Origin of the sequence: Acinetobacter gerneri DSM 14967 = CIP 107464 = MTCC 9824, from assembly GCF_000368565.1 — a bacterium.
Lineage (GTDB): Bacteria > Pseudomonadota > Gammaproteobacteria > Pseudomonadales > Moraxellaceae > Acinetobacter > Acinetobacter gerneri.
On sequence record NZ_KB849544.1, the window covers coordinates 215448 to 231009 of the forward strand.

A 15562-nucleotide genomic window follows, 5' to 3' on the forward strand; every position below is an offset into this window, starting at 1 on the left:
TGTTTTGTCATTTTGTCCCTATTAATATAAGGCTTAGTTATGTTCTCAGCCCTAACACGTTTAAGTTTAGTCACTAAAATCATTATTGCAATTGTTTTAGGGGCGATTGTCGCGTTTGCCTTTCCGCAAGCGGCAAATTATGTTGGCTTATTAGGCGATTTATTTATTAAAGCGCTAAAATCTGTCGCACCAATTTTAGTTTTTGTTTTGGTACTTTCTTCCATTGCAAACTTTAAAGTTGTCCATGGCGGAAATAGCAATTTAAAACCGATCTTACTCATGTATTTTGTCGGGATGTTGCTTGCTTCGATCAGCGCTGTGACCGCCAGCATATTATTTCCGAGCACTTTATATTTAAGTGTAGACCCAAATGCTGATTTGCAGCCACCAGGTAGTATTGCTGAGGTATTAAAAAACCTTTTGCTTAGCTTTATTACCAATCCAGTGACTGCACTGAGTGATGCTAACTTTATTGGTATTTTAGCTTGGGCTGTTGGTTTAGGTGCGGCACTTCGTCATGCATCGGATACCACAAAACAAGTTGTGTCTGATATTTCAGATGCCGTAAATTCGATTATTCGTATTGTCATCAGTTTTGCTCCTGTTGGTATCTTTGGTTTAGTGGTTGTGACTTTCGCAACTGCAGGTCTTGATACACTTAAAAACTATTCACAACTCATTTTGGTTTTAGTCGGCACAATGTTCTTTGTCGCACTGGTAATCAATCCAATTTTAGTTGCTATTGCTATTCGTAAGAACCCATATCCTTTGGTTTTAAAATGTTTGCGTGAAAGTGGTATTACTGCATTTTTCACTCGTAGTTCTGCAGCAAATATTCCTGTGAACTTGGATCTCGCAAAACGTTTAGGTGTAAATGAATCTACTGCTAGCGTTTCTATTCCATTAGGCGCAACCATCAATATGGCTGGAGCAGCAGTGACCATCACAGTTTTAACACTTGCAGCTGTTCATACCTTACACATCGAAACCAGTTTCTTAACGATGTTGGTTTTATCTGTCGTTGCTGTAGTTACTGCTTGTGGTGCTTCTGGTGTTGCCGGTGGTTCTTTATTGTTGATTCCTGTTGCATGTGGTCTGTTTGGTATCAAACCTGAAATTGCTATGCAAGTCGTTGCAATCGGCATGGTGATCAGCGTATTACAAGACTCAACTGAAACAGCTTTAAACTCATCAACTGACGTTCTATTTACAGCAGCAGTTGATCAAGCCAAAAATAAGTAATATATTGAAAAGTAAAATATTTAGCTATGTTTTACTATGCCATTTCAACATTTACCTATTTGGGTACAGCTGGGCGCATTTATGCTCGCAGTCAATGCGGGCATTGTGAATGTTCTCGGTCTGATTACCCTTCTACATCAGTCTGTATCTCATATGACAGGCAATGCCAGCATACTTGCTATTCATTTGGTCAATGGGCAATATGCTGATGTACTCTATATCGCACTGGTCATTTTTTGCTATGTTTTAGGCTCAAGTTATAGTGGATTTATCTTGGGAAATAGCCACTTTAAACTTGGTCGAAGATATGGAATTCCGCTTAGTTTAGTTGCCCTTTTTCTATTTTTTTGTTGGATTTTTCTTAGAATTTATCCGCATTATTCACTTTTATGGGCAGCGGCTGCAATGGGTATTCAAAATGCTATGGTCAGTCACTATCAAGGCGCAATTATCCGCACCACCCATCTATCAGGCGTATTAACAGATTTGGGATTGGCACTCGGCTATCTACTTCGTGGCTTAGGCGTCGAAAAACGTCGAATTATTTTACATTTACTGATTTTAACTGGATTTATTATCGGTGGAGTGATTGCAGCGATACTAGAACCTTATTTACAATTGGATGCATTCCTCGTGCCTACGATCTTAAGTCTATTTATGAGCTTGGCATATTGGTTGATTTACGTTCGATACTCATTTTTTCAAAGATAATGGTTGGAAATTCAAATGGTTAAAAATGCACTGCAAGCACAGTTGCTTAAAGCAGGTTTAGTTGACAATAAAAAAGCAAAAAAACTAAGCAAACAGGCACAGCATGATAAACGTACTGGGCAAAGCGATGAAGCTGAATTGAAAGCGAAGATCGAACAAGATCAAAAAGTAAAAGTCGAAAAAGATCAATCATTAAACATGGAAAAACAACGTGTACTCGAAGAAAAAGCGTTGAAGGCCGCTATTTTACAGATGATTGATCAACATAAAATCAAAGACACGGATGGTGATAATGTCTATCAATTTATTGATGAAAATAAAATCAAAAAAGTCTATATCAATCAACAGGTTTATAATGCCTTAGTCGCTGGTAGTCTGGTGATCGGCAAAAAAGAAGCTGATGATTATGGTTTTTTACCTAAGGCATTGGCTGAAAGAATTAACGACAAAATGCAAGGTTTTATCCTCGTGAATAATTCTGAAAATAATGAACAAATTACTGATGAGGAAGATCCATACGCAGCTTATGTGATTCCTGATGATTTGATGTGGTAATAGCCAAATCCAATCATGGATCTTTAATGTAAATATTCAAGTAAAAAAGCCAGTATTCATTACTGGCTTTTTTGTTCTTAGGTAAGCCTTTGGATAAGCATTTCTACTCATGAAAGATAAAGAGTAAATGAATAGCAAAATAAAGATTGCCTAATAAAGCAGCAAATATCGTTAAATAACTGGATTATTCAAGCAATTTTTTAGACTTTGATTCGCCAAAATCTTACAATAATTCAGCAATGATATTTTTGCTTAAACTGCAATCATATTAAAAAAGATCAGATAATCAATATTTAAGGAACCACTATGGATCAATTGCAACTCATGACTTGTGTCGCAGATTTACGTGAGGTTTATCATAAACGTGTTCCAAAAATGTTTGTAGATTATTGTGATTCAGGTTCATGGACAGAATATACCTGGCATAAAAACTCTGAGGATTTTAAACAATACCATTTTAGACAAAAAGTTCTGGTTGATATGGATAACCGCTCTGTTGCGACTCAAATGCTTGGTCAGGATGTTGCAATGCCTGTTGCACTTGCTCCGACAGGTTTAATCGGTATGCAACATGCTGATGGTGAGATTTTAGCTGCCAAAGCTGCAGAAAAATTTGGTATTCCTTATATCATGTCGACCATGAGTATTTGTTCGATCGAAGCGGTCGCTGCTGCAACGACTAAACCATTTTGGTTTCAGCTTTATATGATGAAAGACCGCAAATTTATGCAAAATTTGATTCAGCGTGCAAAAAATGCAGGCTGTAGTGCATTGGTTTTGACCGCAGATTTGCAGATTATGGGACAACGCCACAAAGATATTAAAAATGGTTTGTCTGCACCTCCTCGCCTCACCTTTAGAAATTTACTTGACATGTGCAGTAAACCAGCTTGGTGTATGGCGATGTTGAAAACACAGCATCGTACATTTGGCAATATCGTTGGACATGTTGATGGTATCAGCAATACTGGCTCACTTTCTGCATGGACCACTGAACAATTTGATATGCAATTAAGTTGGAACGACGTGGCTTGGGTCAAAGAACAATGGGGCGGAAAGCTTATTATCAAAGGCATTATGGAAGTTGATGATGCCATCCAAGCAGTCAAAGCTGGTGCAGATGCGATCGTGGTTTCAAATCATGGTGGTCGTCAGTTAGATAGTGCCCCTTCAACGATTTCGGTACTTGAGGAAATCGTTTTAGCTGTTGGGGATCAAACAGAAGTATATATTGATAGCGGTATACGCACTGGACAAGATGTATTAAAAGCCATTGCTCTAGGTGCTAAAGGCACACTTATTGGGCGTGCCTTTATTTACGGCCTAGGTGCTTATGGCGAACAAGGTGTAACTAAAGTATTGGAAATACTCAAGAAAGAATTGGATTTGAGTATGGCATTTTGCGGTAAAGTTAATATTCAACAGATCGATAAAAGTATATTAAGAGAATAATCTCGTTATTCTTCAATATAATTTATTTAATTATTCATCTTAGAATGTCTGGAAATGTCGGCTTCACTCTAAAGCCGACATTTTTATATTACATTCACATTTTATACGTCATAAAAGTTTTGATAATTGTGTGATTAGTCTAATAAATGTAGGGAAATCGTTATTCAACCTGAATTTGTCATTTATTATCAATAAAATACCCTATTGCTAAATTTGAGGTTTTTAATTTTGGACAATATGGGACTTATCCAAAGTGTACGTGATTGGTCAGATCAATATCCATGGCTTGAAATGCTCACGTCATTAGCTATTTTATTGGCGGTGGCTTTTATCGCCAATTTTATTGCAAAACAAGTCGTTGTGCGCGGTATAAGAAAACTCATTACGCGCATGAAATTTAAACATAGCGATGTTATTTCTCAGCATAGTGTCATTCGCAGAATTGCCAATATTATTCCTGCGATCGTGATTATGAACGGGATTATTACCGTTCCACATCTTTCAGAAAAATTGATTGTGTTTGTACAAATGCTCTCTCAGGCATTTATTTTCTTAACGATTGCACTGGCGATAAGTGAATTTTTAAGTGTTTTTAACATTATTTATCAACAAAATCCAAAATCTCGCAATAAGCCAATCAAAGGATATCTGCAGTTAGTCAAACTGATCATTTTTATTGTTTGTGCCTTGATGATCTTGGGTACATTCTTGAAAAAGGATGTCTTTACTTTGTTGGCTGGCTTTGGTGCAATGGCTGCCGTACTGATGTTGGTCTTTCAAAATACTATCTTATCCCTCGTCGCATCGGTACAGATTTCATCTTATGATACGATTCGAATCGGTGATTGGATTGAAATTCCTTCTCTACATGCAGACGGTACTGTCATTGATATGTCATTACACTCTGTCACGATTGAAAACTTTGATAAAACCTTTACCACGATTCCAACCAATAAATTGGTGACAGATACTTTTAAAAACTATCGTGGAATGCAGCAAATTGGTGCTAGACGTATCAAACGATCGATCTTTATTGATCAACAAAGCGTGCATTTCATGGATCATGATGAATATCAAAAGCTTAAACGATTTTTATTACTAGATCATTATCTTGATGAAAAACAAAGTGAAATTTCTGCTTTTAACCAACAGCTAGAAGATGAGTCTGTCTATAATCAAAGACGCTTAACCAATTTGGGTACATTTAGGGCTTATATTGAGTTGTATCTTAGAAAACATCCAAATATCGCACAAAATCAAACGATTATTGTCCGTCAGATGCAACCAACCAGTGAAGGTCTGCCTTTAGAAGTCTATGCCTTTACCAATACGACGGTTTGGAAAGATTATGAAGCGATTCAATCGGATATCTTTGATCATTTATTTGCGATTATCCCTGAGTTTGGTTTGAAAATTTACCAAGCACCTTCAGGTTCGGATATGCAACAATTGATTCATAAATCTTAAATGATAAGACGATGTTTTTGATCAGATTATCACTAGACTAAATGTTTAGTGGTAATCACACTATTATCTAGTTTGTTCCCTCTCTAGCACTAAATTGCTTGCTCACTATACCTATAAAACATTCCATCATTCCCTATTATTTATCGTCTTCTATCCCTTAAATAATCGTATTTATTCTCTTAAGACATCAAGAAGATATAAGGTTTACTCTTCGATATTTTTCTTCTGTTTTATTGAACAAGTTCACTTTTTTGATGCAATTTTCTGCTATTCTAGACGGTGGAAAAATGTTTTGGTTTATGATTTAAAAATCAGACTAAGTCTCTGATATCGATTAGATTTAATAAAGGTGATATGTAATGTTACAATGGTTCGAAAAATTAGTTGATCCCTATCCCACGAAAGGTTTAAACGAACCATTACCCAGCACTTTTTTTGCATTTGTATGGCAAGCTGCATCTGGTGTTAAACGTTACTTACTGCTTTTAGTTTTATTTACAGCCGCAACGGCTAGTTTTGAAGCTATTTTTTATTCTCAGATTGGTCATTTGGTTGACTGGTTAAGCGGTTCAACACCTGAAAATTTTTTAGAAAATCACAAAACAAATCTCATTATTTTGACAGGTTTTTTACTGGCAAATATATTTTTTTCAAGCATCCAATCGATCGTTCGCCATCAGATTTTATATAGTAGTTTTCCAATGCGTCTGCGTTGGCGTTTTCACAACCTATTGTTACTACATGGTTTAGATTTTTTCCATAGTGATTTTGCAGGTCGCTTATCCTCAAAAGTAATGCAAACCTCATTAGCAGTCCGTGAGTTCTGGGTCATTTTGGGCGACATGGTAACTTATGTTGTTATTTATTTCGTAACCATCAGCATCGTTTTAGGTACAGTTTCCCCTATTTTACTGATTCCATTACTGATTTGGTTGGCACTCTTTGTTTGTAGTGCGTGCTATTTTATTCCAAAGTTAGGTCGTATTTCCAAAGCTCAAGCGGATGCACGAGCAGTTATGACTGGACGTGTAACTGATGCTTATACCAATATACAGACTGTAAAATTATTTGCACATGCAGGACGCGAAAGCCAGTACGCCAAAGAGTCTATGCAAGATTTTATGGTGACTGTGTTCAAACAAATGCGATTGGGTGTTTTATACCAAATTTGTACCAACTTACTTACAGCAGTATTGTTTTTAGGTGTGCTCGGTACGGCTGTGTACCTTTGGATGCAAGGCTTGGCAGCGATTGGTGTAATCGCTGCAACTACAGCGATGATTTTAAAACTAAATAGTATGGCTGAATTTATGATGTGGCAAACCTCAGCACTATTTGAAAATGTCGGTACAATTCAAGATGGCATGGTGACCATGGCTAAACCGATCGCTATCCAAGATAAAGAAGATGCTAAGCCCTTGCAAGTTGCACATGGTGAAATCAAATTTGAAAATGTCACTTTTGCTTATAATCAAAAAAATGTGATTGATCACTTTAATTTGACCATAAAACCCGGTGAAAAAATTGGTATTGTTGGGCGTTCTGGCGCTGGAAAATCGACATTAATTCAATTATTACTGCATTTTTATAATATCAACCAAGGTCGTATTTTGATTGATGGACAAAACATTCAGGATGTAAGCCAAGATAGTCTTCGTAAAAATATTGCCCTTGTAACTCAAGATACCTCATTGTTACATCGTACTGTCGCTGAAAATATTAAATACGGCCGTCCTGATGCAAGTGATGAAGAAATGATGCTTGCAGTTAAAAAAGCCAAAGCTGATGAGTTTATTCCGCAGTTAAGTGATTTACGTGGACGTCAAGGATTTGATGCCTATATGGGTGAGCGCGGTGTCAAACTTTCGGGCGGACAACGCCAACGTATTGCGATTGCTCGTGTATTTTTAAAAGATGCACCGATTCTCATTTTAGATGAAGCAACCAGTGCGCTTGATTCAGAAGTTGAAGCTGCAATTCAGAGTAGCTTAGATGAGCTTATGACAGACAAAACAGTGATTGCAATTGCACACCGTTTATCTACAATTGCTCAAATGGATAGATTAATTGTATTAGATCAAGGACATATTGCAGAACAAGGGACACATGAGGAATTAATCGCTCAAAATGGTATCTATGCACATCTTTGGCAGCGCCAAACTGGTGGCTTTTTAGTAGAACAACACCCTGCAAAAAATAAGGAACAAGCTTAAATGTTTTATTTGGAAGATATTAAAATTGGTGATCATTTTCAAAGCCGCGAATATGAAATGACCCTAGAGGAAATCTTACAGTTCGCAAAAATGTATGATCCTCAAGTTTTCCATACTGATCCTGAGAAAGCCAAAGATCACATTATTTTTCAAGGTATTGCAGCAAGTGGCTGGCATACAGGTGCTGTAACAATGAGACTGTGGACAGAATGTTTTCCTGTTGCTCATGGTCTGATCGGTACAGAATCGAGCCTACGTTGGCCACGTCCTACTCGTCCGGGTGATAAAATTCGAGTGGATGTCGAAATTGTGTCGATTACCCCTTCTAAAACCAAATTTGATCGTGCAATCGTCACTTATGTGACTCAAGCCAAAAACCAATTTGATGATGTATTGTTGATTTCTACGACAAAAATTGTGGTTTTTAAACGTGATTCTGATCAATCTATGGATTGATCTAATCTGTTAAATGCGGTTGTTTTGTCTTACAATTTTTATGGTTTTAAAATAAAATTGTGACAAGATGTCGAAGCTAACTAGAAAATAAATTGAGAGCAATGGATCGCAAATGAAAGTAGTGTCAGCTCGTCAAGATCAGGGTATTCCTGGTGTCTATGGACTTTTATTATTGGATATTGTATCTCGTTGGGGATACAGCGCTGAAACTTTATTTTCACCTTTTAATTTTACCAATGAACAACTTGCTGAACCTGAATGTCGTATTCCCACACCTATCGCAAATGAATTGGTCAAACATGCTTTAAAAATTACGGGTGAAAGTACTTTGGGCTACCAACTTGGTGCGCAGATGCGAATTTCTATCCATGGTTTTATTGGTTATGCAATCATGACCGCCCATGATATTACAGAAGCTCTGGTTTTAGCGAATCGTTTTATCCAACTTCGTATGCCATTTTTACAGCTATATTTTTCGACTTTTGGTGAAAAAGCCACCTTGCAATTGCAATGTGATATTGATATTGAACCTCTCCGCACTGAAATTGTGACAGGTCTTACTTTCGGTATTATGACCATGGCGAAGGCTTTGACTGGAATCGACAACCTCGAAAGCGATATTGATTTTGATTTTCCTAAACCAGATGGATTTGATAAATACATTGCCCTATGCCCGCAGCACAATTTCCGTTTTGATCAACCGCATTTATTGGCAAGTTTTGATAAAAAATATCTTGGTATGAAAATTATCAATGCAGATCCAATTTCTAGTCAAATTGCAATCAATCAATGTGAAGCAGAACTTTCAGCACTCGGTGAACGTCGTCGTTTAGCCATGCGTGTCCGTGATATCCTGACACATTCGGAACAGCATTATCTAAGCATAGAAAATGTGGCTGACCGTTTACACATGTCTGATCGGACTTTAAAACGCCAATTGGCTGCTGAAGGAACATCATTTTCTACGCTTGTCGATGAGGTTCGATATCGTCACGCAACTTCATTGCTTTCACGTACCGATTATTCTCTAGAACAAATCGCAGATGAGCTTGGTTATAGTGATGTGGCAAATTTTAGCCGAGCATTTAAACGATGGAGTGGTCGAAGCCCAAGTAGTTGGCGTAAAGACCCTTATTTATAAAAACTTTTGTTATAATCTACACAATTTACGCGACCCGATATTAGGATTTAAGGAGTCATCATGAATCATCCTTCGGATTTGAAATATGCAAAAACACACGAATGGGTAAAAATCGAAGGTGATCTTGTGGTTACCGGAATTTCCGACCATGCACAGGATGCTTTGGGTGATTTAGTCTATGTTGAAGCACCTGATGTTGGTTCAACTGTTACTGCAGAACAGCCTGTAGGTGTGGTTGAATCGGTTAAAACTGCTTCTGATATCCATGCACCAGTTTCAGGTCAAGTGGTTGAAATCAATCCTGCACTTGAAGATGATCCTGATTTTGTAAATGAAGATCCGTATGGCAAAGGTTGGATTTATAAAATCAAACCTGACAATATGGCTGACGTTGAAAAGTTACTCAGCAATACCGAATACGAATCTGGTCTTTAATATTTAAAATATCAATTTTAAATAGACAAAATATACAGATAAAAAAATCAGCCAATCGGCTGATTTTTTTATCTAAATTGAAGCTTATAAAATATTAAAAGCCCCTATCCTTATGCTGTGCGACGAAAACTTTGTTCTTGTAACATCTCGCATATTTCCAATAAAACAGCGTGGGTTTTATCCCAACCTAGACAACCATCTGTAACTGATTGACCATATTTCATTTCACATGAAATCTTTTGATTTCCATCAAATAAATGACTTTCTAACATTACGCCTTTTACATGAGTTTGCGGTTTTTCAGCGATAATTTGACGTAAAATATCAGGTTGAGAAAGTGGATTTTTCGAGCTATTTCCATGACTACAATCAATTACTAAAGCTGGAAGTTGACCATTATTTTTTGTGCGAATTTTTTCAATAGACTGTGCATCATAATTAGGACCAGTATTCGCACCACGTAAAATTAAATGTGCAAATGGATTGCCTTGACTCTGCAACACGCTTGGTAAGCCTTTTTGATTCATACCCAAAAATTGATGTTGATTTGATGCCGATTGAATAGCATCTAAAGCGATTTGGATCGAACCATCCGTACCATTTTTGAAGCCAATGCTGTACGGCATTAAACTTGAAATTTCACGATGAATTTGCGATTCACTGGTACGTGCACCAATTGCACCCCAAGCCAATAAATCATCAAAATATGCGGTTGCCATTGGACTTAAAATCTCACTGGCAATCGGCAAGCCCATTTCGATTATTTGCAAATATAATTCACGTGATTTTTCTAAACCTAATTGTAGGTCTGATGAACCATCCAAATTTGGATCATACATATAACCTTTCCAACCCACTGTGGTACGTGGTTTTTCGATATATGTACGCATAACCAAGAAAATGTGATCTGAAACATGTTTTTGTAGTTCTAATAACTTTTCTGCATATTCCAAGGCTGATTTTGGATCATGAATTGAACATGGTCCTGTAATGACCAGCAAACGCGTATCTTCACCCGAGAGTATTTTTTCAATTGTTGTTCTATGTGCCTGAACTTGTTCAGCAAGTTCTTGTTTCAACGGTAAATATTTTTTAAGTTGCTGCGGTAAATGTACCGTATTTTCTTCTGTCTGTGTTTGTTCTAAAGCATTATTCAAAGCATTCATTGGTTCATCCTTTGGACATTTCGTCCGATCTTTTATTTGAGCTTATGGGGTCTATTCGATTGCAAGGCTTGAGTCATGAACTGACTAAAGTAAAACCAATAACCGTTACCAAAGTATGAATAAGCTGTAAATTTCATTTAATATCTCCAAAATTTTCAATATGTTTTGCTATGCGCATAAAAAAACCTGACCGGTTTGCCGATCAGGTTATATTCACTATGATGGGCAACCTACTTTTTCCGTGCCCAAACGTATTCAGGCAATTATCTAAAGAACTGCCAAAAATAATACGCTTTTACCATCATAGCTTGAGTCAACATAGGTATTCAAAATAAATAAATCTTGAAAAATACAATACGCCCTGTTTCTATACTTGACAAGTATTTTTTATAAATTTTCAACATTTTTTACAGTAATTTTTCCGATGTTGACTAAAAAACATTCTCTCGATACACTGCAACTCATCTTTTTTTTAATATTGTTAGAGTCTCCGCCAATGAAGTAAGTCTTTTTTCCATCAAATTCTCTTTTATCTTTTTTTGATGCGCAAAATAGACAATTTCTAGTTGATTCTTCACATATTATTTTCAATATAATCTATTCAATCAACAGCTCGATATCTTTTCGCTTTATTTTGTGCATCCTTGTTTCGGAGTTTCTAAAATGACTCAGCAAGTTTGTATCGTACAAAACTTATCTGTTGAAAGACAAAATCATCGTATTTTTTCTTCGTTAAATTTTAGTCTCACTTATGGTCAATTATCTGGCTTAATTGGGCGAAATGGACAGGGAAAATCAATCTTACTCAATACATTAAATCAGCCTAATCAAAAAATAGAGCATATTTCTGGGCAAATTCACTGGCATGTGCCTTTTGCATTTTTATCACAGCATGATAGGACACATGCAACAACGATTGCAGAAGCACTGAATATTCATGAGATTATTAATGCATTAGATCGTATTGAAATGGGTAAATCTTCCCCATCTGATTTTGAAATATTGGAAAATAATTGGCATATACGAGAGCAATGGGCTGAACAATTATCAGCGGCAAATCTTCCAAATGACTTTCAGTATTTAGTAGAAAATTTAAGTGAAGGACAAAAGACAAAATTAGCACTATGCAAATTGTTTTCGTTGAAAGATCATTACCTATTACTCGATGAACCAAGTAATCATTTAGATCTAGAAAGTCGTGATTGGTTTATTCAATCTTTACTTAAACACCCTGCTGGCGCATTTATCGCAAGCCATGATACAAATTTGCTCAATCATATGCAGCATATCTATGCATTGAACCAGTTTGGAATACAGCATTATTTAGGTGATTATGCACATTATCTTAAACAAAATGATTTACAAATTGCGGCCCTAGAACGCAAATTTAGCAATGAAAAATCGGCTTTGCAGCAAATTAAAGTTCAACAAAATGACACGCGTTTAAAAGCAGATAAGCGTAGCACTGCAGGAAAAAATGCTCGTGGTTCTCAAGCAAAGATTTTATTAGATGCAAAAAAGAATGCCTCTGAAAAATCACAAAAGCGTTTGAATATTCAACAAAATAATCAAACAGAACATTTGCAACAGTCTATCGCTGAACATAGACGGCAAATCGAAGTGATCAAACCACAAAGTTTTGATTTTGAATTTTCCAGCAATAAAACTGGAGAAATAATGCGAATAAAGCAACTTAAGCTGAATTATGGCACTCAAATTCCGATAGATTTTGCCTTAAATGCACAGGATAAAATTCATCTAGTTGGAGTAAACGGCATAGGTAAATCGACATTTTTAAAGACTTTAGCTTCTCTAAAATTTAATGATCGAGCTGAAATTGTCAGCAAATCAAATATTGTTTATTTGGATCAAACTTTATGTGAAATATTTCCTGATCCTGATCTGTCTATTTTATCTCATCTCAATCTGATTAACCCCGAGATAAGTGCACAAGAATGGCGAAATCAGCTTGGACGTTTACGTATCAGATTAGACAAAAGTCTACTTCGTATAAATCAACTCAGTGGTGGCGAACGACTCAAAGTTGCCTTACTCGCGCTCAGTAAAGCACATCGTCAAGTTGATTTACTGCTTTTAGACGAGCCAGAAAATCATCTCGATATTGAATCAAAAGATCTGCTTGCAGCAGCTATCCGCGCTTTTAAAGGTGCTGTGATTTTAGTTTCACATGATCAACATTTTGTGGAAAGTTGTCATATCCAATCTTCTTTTATGATTGAATAATTCGGGTCTGTTGTAAATTTCATCTAAACCCAATAAAAAAAGACCAAGTTAAAACTTGGTCTTTTTACTTCAATCACTTTATGCGATTTACTCTATTGCTTGTTGCAAATCTTTAGGTGCAACTGGCTCTTTATTGACTGCATTTTCATTTGCATCACTAAAGTGATCATTCACTAAAAATACGGTAATAATCCCTAAAATTGCTGGAATACTCAGTGCGAGGAAGTTGTAAACATGTGGTAGATGAAGCGACAACAACCACCCTGTCAAAATTGGTCCTAAAATCGCACCAATACGCCCCATACCTAAGCCCCAACCAATCCCGGTAGTACGGATATTTGCAGGATAGAATTTTGACATATAGGCAAGTAACATGATTTGTGCACCAATAGACGCAGCACCCGCACATGCGATAAGGAAATACAAAATAATGCTGTCAAACTGCATAGATAGTAATGATAAAGACACAGCACCAATCAATAACATGATCATCAACACATATTTTAGATTGTATTTATCAGCCAGATAACCACCCAAAATCGAACCGACCATTCCACCGACGTTAAGCGCAAAGAGGAAGATCAAACTTTTAGATAAGTTATAACCTGCTTCAATCATCAATTTTGGCAGCCAGTTTCCGAGCGCATAAACCATGATAAGTGTCATAAAAATTGAACACCAGAACATCACAGTACTAAATGCACGACCCTTTGCAAAAATCATTTTAATAGGTGCAGATTCTGCCGCTTGATTTGATGAGTCTAATACAAACACATGATCTTCTTGATATTTGTATTCTGGTACCATTTTCGACAAAAAGGTTTTTACTTTAAGATCTTGTTTTTTACGCACCAAGTAATCGATTGATTCTGGTAGTAATTTCATCATAGGTAAAAGTACGATTAGTGGCACACCTGCAATCATAAACATGATTTTCCAACCATAAATTGGAACAAGCACCGAACCTAATGACGCACCCAACATCCCACCGATTGCATAACCACTAAACATCAAAGTCACAAAGAAACTTTTAAATTTCTTCGGTGCGTATTCGCTGACTAAAGCGATCACATTTGGCATTACACCGCCAATCCCGATTCCCGCAATAAAGCGATAAACCGCAAATTCATTCACAGATTTGGCAAAACCACAAAGTACTGTAAATAAACTAAACAATATAATACACGTGAAAATTACTTTTTTTCGGCTAACACCAAGATGTTCCAATTTGTCTGAAATCGTACCAAATATCAGTGCACCGAACATCATCCCAAATAATGCGACACTGCCTACAAAGCCCGCCGTTACAGGACTTATTGCCCACTCTTTCATTAAAAGTGGCAATGCAACACCATAAATAACCAAATCATAGCCATCAAAAATAATGACTAAGGTACATAGTATAATCACTCGCCAATGAAATCCTGTTAGCTTTGAATGATTAATCATCTCTGTAACATTAATTTGCTGCATACATCCCTCCAGCAAAATCAAATAAAATAGTATTTAAAAATCTAAGTTATACTTTCAAAGTATAATTTCAGAAAAAATTTAGAATTTTTTAAATACTGAAACTGTGTTTGAAATCTTTAATTCCCTACTAATTTACAAGGAATTTAGTAAAAAATATAATTTTTTATAAGTATTTAATTATGTTGAAAAAGTATTGGATTATTCACGTAATAATTTAAACTAAATAATAATTTACATGAAGGTTAACTCAAATTTAACAGTATTTTAAGAGTCAATTATTAATATATAAGATTATTTATGATTTATAGATATCAGATATTAGCTTGAAATGGCTATTTTTAATTTTCTACTGAGTTATGTGAAATTTATAAAATGTGATTTATATACTTGCTTGAAAAATTAGTTAAATTTTCAACAATAAAAAATGCTGATCTAAAATTATTTACACGGACATGCAATTTTAGGATCAGCATTAACTTATACCAAAATGGTAACTTGTCGCTTGATTAGATATGGTAAAAATCTAATACGGCATTGATTTTGTCATTTAATAAAATCACTTGTTTATAAGTAATTTTAAAACCTTGTTCAGAGGCTTTAATTCGATAATTAACCTGCCCAAAGAAGCGATTTGCAATTTCCATACGGACATATGAAGTATCCCAACCTGCTTCAACATGGATTTCATCATTCTCAATTTTAACGATGCGGATATTACTGATTTGATGCAAAGTACGTGGCAAAGGATACGCTGATGATGATTTTTCAGTTTCAACACGGAACACTCGATCTTCTAAACCACCGCGATTTGGATAGTAAATCAAAGACATTTGGCGTTTTGGATCCGTGGTATATTCATGTTCAGATTTCCACTGAGGAACATGAAAAATCATGTTTTCGTCAAAATCATTCAGATAAAGATCCCAATTTTTCTTGTCACAATGACTCGCATTGTCATATAAAAACTGTTCAAGTTTATATTGTAATTCAGCATTCTTTTCCATGAA

The 15562-nt window shown here is 36.0% G+C and carries 13 protein-coding genes; 10 read left to right on the forward strand and 3 right to left on the reverse strand.

Annotated elements, in window-relative coordinates:
- The first annotated feature begins 39 nt into the window (after positions 1 to 39).
- The 9 genes from sstT (at position 40) to gcvH (ending at position 9672) form a co-directional block, all read left to right on the forward strand.
- Positions 40 to 1242, forward strand: a complete 1203-nt coding sequence (gene sstT / locus F960_RS12245) for a serine/threonine transporter SstT (RefSeq protein WP_004865573.1) — start codon at positions 40 to 42, stop codon at positions 1240 to 1242.
- A 36-nt stretch (positions 1243 to 1278) separates the two neighbouring features.
- A complete protein-coding gene (locus tag F960_RS12250; RefSeq protein ID WP_004865575.1) occupies positions 1279 to 1953 on the forward strand; it encodes a YoaK family protein in 675 nt (224 codons plus the stop codon).
- Positions 1954 to 1968: 15 nt separating this feature from the next.
- On the forward strand, positions 1969 to 2508 hold the full coding sequence (locus tag F960_RS12255) for a DUF2058 domain-containing protein (RefSeq protein ID WP_004865577.1): 540 nt from the start codon (positions 1969 to 1971) through the stop codon (positions 2506 to 2508).
- 306 nt (positions 2509 to 2814) lie between these two features.
- Positions 2815 to 3960 carry an alpha-hydroxy acid oxidase gene (locus F960_RS12260; RefSeq protein ID WP_004865578.1) on the forward strand — a complete coding sequence of 382 codons (1146 nt, stop codon included), beginning with the start codon at positions 2815 to 2817 and terminating at the stop codon, positions 3958 to 3960.
- Positions 3961 to 4197: 237 nt separating this feature from the next.
- Positions 4198 to 5427, forward strand: coding sequence for a mechanosensitive ion channel family protein (locus tag F960_RS12265; RefSeq protein ID WP_020846440.1), 1230 nt, complete (start codon positions 4198 to 4200; stop codon positions 5425 to 5427).
- 359 nt (positions 5428 to 5786) lie between these two features.
- The gene (locus F960_RS12270) at positions 5787 to 7640 is read left to right on the forward strand and encodes an ABC transporter ATP-binding protein (protein WP_004865582.1); all 1854 of its coding nucleotides are present in this window, start codon (positions 5787 to 5789) and stop codon (positions 7638 to 7640) included.
- A complete protein-coding gene (locus tag F960_RS12275; protein WP_004865583.1) occupies positions 7641 to 8096 on the forward strand; it encodes a MaoC family dehydratase in 456 nt (151 codons plus the stop codon).
- A 112-nt stretch (positions 8097 to 8208) separates the two neighbouring features.
- Positions 8209 to 9237, forward strand: coding sequence for an AraC family transcriptional regulator (locus F960_RS12280; protein WP_004865584.1), 1029 nt, complete (start codon positions 8209 to 8211; stop codon positions 9235 to 9237).
- Between the two features lie 60 nt (positions 9238 to 9297).
- Positions 9298 to 9672 carry a glycine cleavage system protein GcvH gene (gene gcvH / locus F960_RS12285; protein WP_004865585.1) on the forward strand — a complete coding sequence of 125 codons (375 nt, stop codon included), beginning with the start codon at positions 9298 to 9300 and terminating at the stop codon, positions 9670 to 9672.
- A 110-nt stretch (positions 9673 to 9782) separates the two neighbouring features.
- Here the strand turns inward: gcvH and F960_RS12290 are convergent, their stop codons facing one another.
- A complete protein-coding gene (locus F960_RS12290; RefSeq protein ID WP_004865586.1) occupies positions 9783 to 10838 on the reverse strand; it encodes a 3-deoxy-7-phosphoheptulonate synthase in 1056 nt (351 codons plus the stop codon).
- 663 nt (positions 10839 to 11501) lie between these two features.
- On the opposite strand from F960_RS12290, the gene F960_RS12295 reads away from it, so the two are divergent.
- Positions 11502 to 13082, forward strand: coding sequence for an ATP-binding cassette domain-containing protein (locus F960_RS12295; RefSeq protein WP_004865589.1), 1581 nt, complete (start codon positions 11502 to 11504; stop codon positions 13080 to 13082).
- Between the two features lie 87 nt (positions 13083 to 13169).
- On the opposite strand, the gene F960_RS12300 is transcribed toward F960_RS12295, so the two are convergent.
- Both F960_RS12300 and F960_RS12305 read right to left on the reverse strand, forming a co-directional pair.
- Positions 13170 to 14555: an MFS transporter gene (locus F960_RS12300; RefSeq protein WP_004865590.1), complete on the reverse strand. Its 1386-nt coding sequence runs from the start codon at positions 14553 to 14555 to the stop codon at positions 13170 to 13172.
- A gap of 506 nt (positions 14556 to 15061) precedes the next feature.
- Positions 15062 to 15559, reverse strand: a complete 498-nt coding sequence (locus F960_RS12305; RefSeq protein WP_004865594.1) for an aromatic-ring-hydroxylating dioxygenase subunit beta — start codon at positions 15557 to 15559, stop codon at positions 15062 to 15064.
- Positions 15560 to 15562 lie beyond the last annotated feature (3 nt).

Coding starts and splice junctions, on each gene's coding strand:
- sstT (WP_004865573.1), top strand. CDS start 40: ATGTTCTCAGCCCTAACACGTTTAAGTTTAGTCACTAAAATCATTATT.
- F960_RS12250 (WP_004865575.1), top strand. CDS start 1,279: ATGCCATTTCAACATTTACCTATTTGGGTACAGCTGGGCGCATTTATG.
- F960_RS12255 (WP_004865577.1), top strand. CDS start 1,969: ATGGTTAAAAATGCACTGCAAGCACAGTTGCTTAAAGCAGGTTTAGTT.
- F960_RS12260 (WP_004865578.1), top strand. CDS start 2,815: ATGGATCAATTGCAACTCATGACTTGTGTCGCAGATTTACGTGAGGTT.
- F960_RS12265 (WP_020846440.1), top strand. CDS start 4,198: ATGGGACTTATCCAAAGTGTACGTGATTGGTCAGATCAATATCCATGG.
- F960_RS12270 (WP_004865582.1), top strand. CDS start 5,787: ATGTTACAATGGTTCGAAAAATTAGTTGATCCCTATCCCACGAAAGGT.
- F960_RS12275 (WP_004865583.1), top strand. CDS start 7,641: ATGTTTTATTTGGAAGATATTAAAATTGGTGATCATTTTCAAAGCCGC.
- F960_RS12280 (WP_004865584.1), top strand. CDS start 8,209: ATGAAAGTAGTGTCAGCTCGTCAAGATCAGGGTATTCCTGGTGTCTAT.
- gcvH (WP_004865585.1), top strand. CDS start 9,298: ATGAATCATCCTTCGGATTTGAAATATGCAAAAACACACGAATGGGTA.
- F960_RS12290 (WP_004865586.1), bottom strand. CDS start 10,838: ATGAATGCTTTGAATAATGCTTTAGAACAAACACAGACAGAAGAAAAT.
- F960_RS12295 (WP_004865589.1), top strand. CDS start 11,502: ATGACTCAGCAAGTTTGTATCGTACAAAACTTATCTGTTGAAAGACAA.
- F960_RS12300 (WP_004865590.1), bottom strand. CDS start 14,555: ATGCAGCAAATTAATGTTACAGAGATGATTAATCATTCAAAGCTAACA.
- F960_RS12305 (WP_004865594.1), bottom strand. CDS start 15,559: ATGGAAAAGAATGCTGAATTACAATATAAACTTGAACAGTTTTTATAT.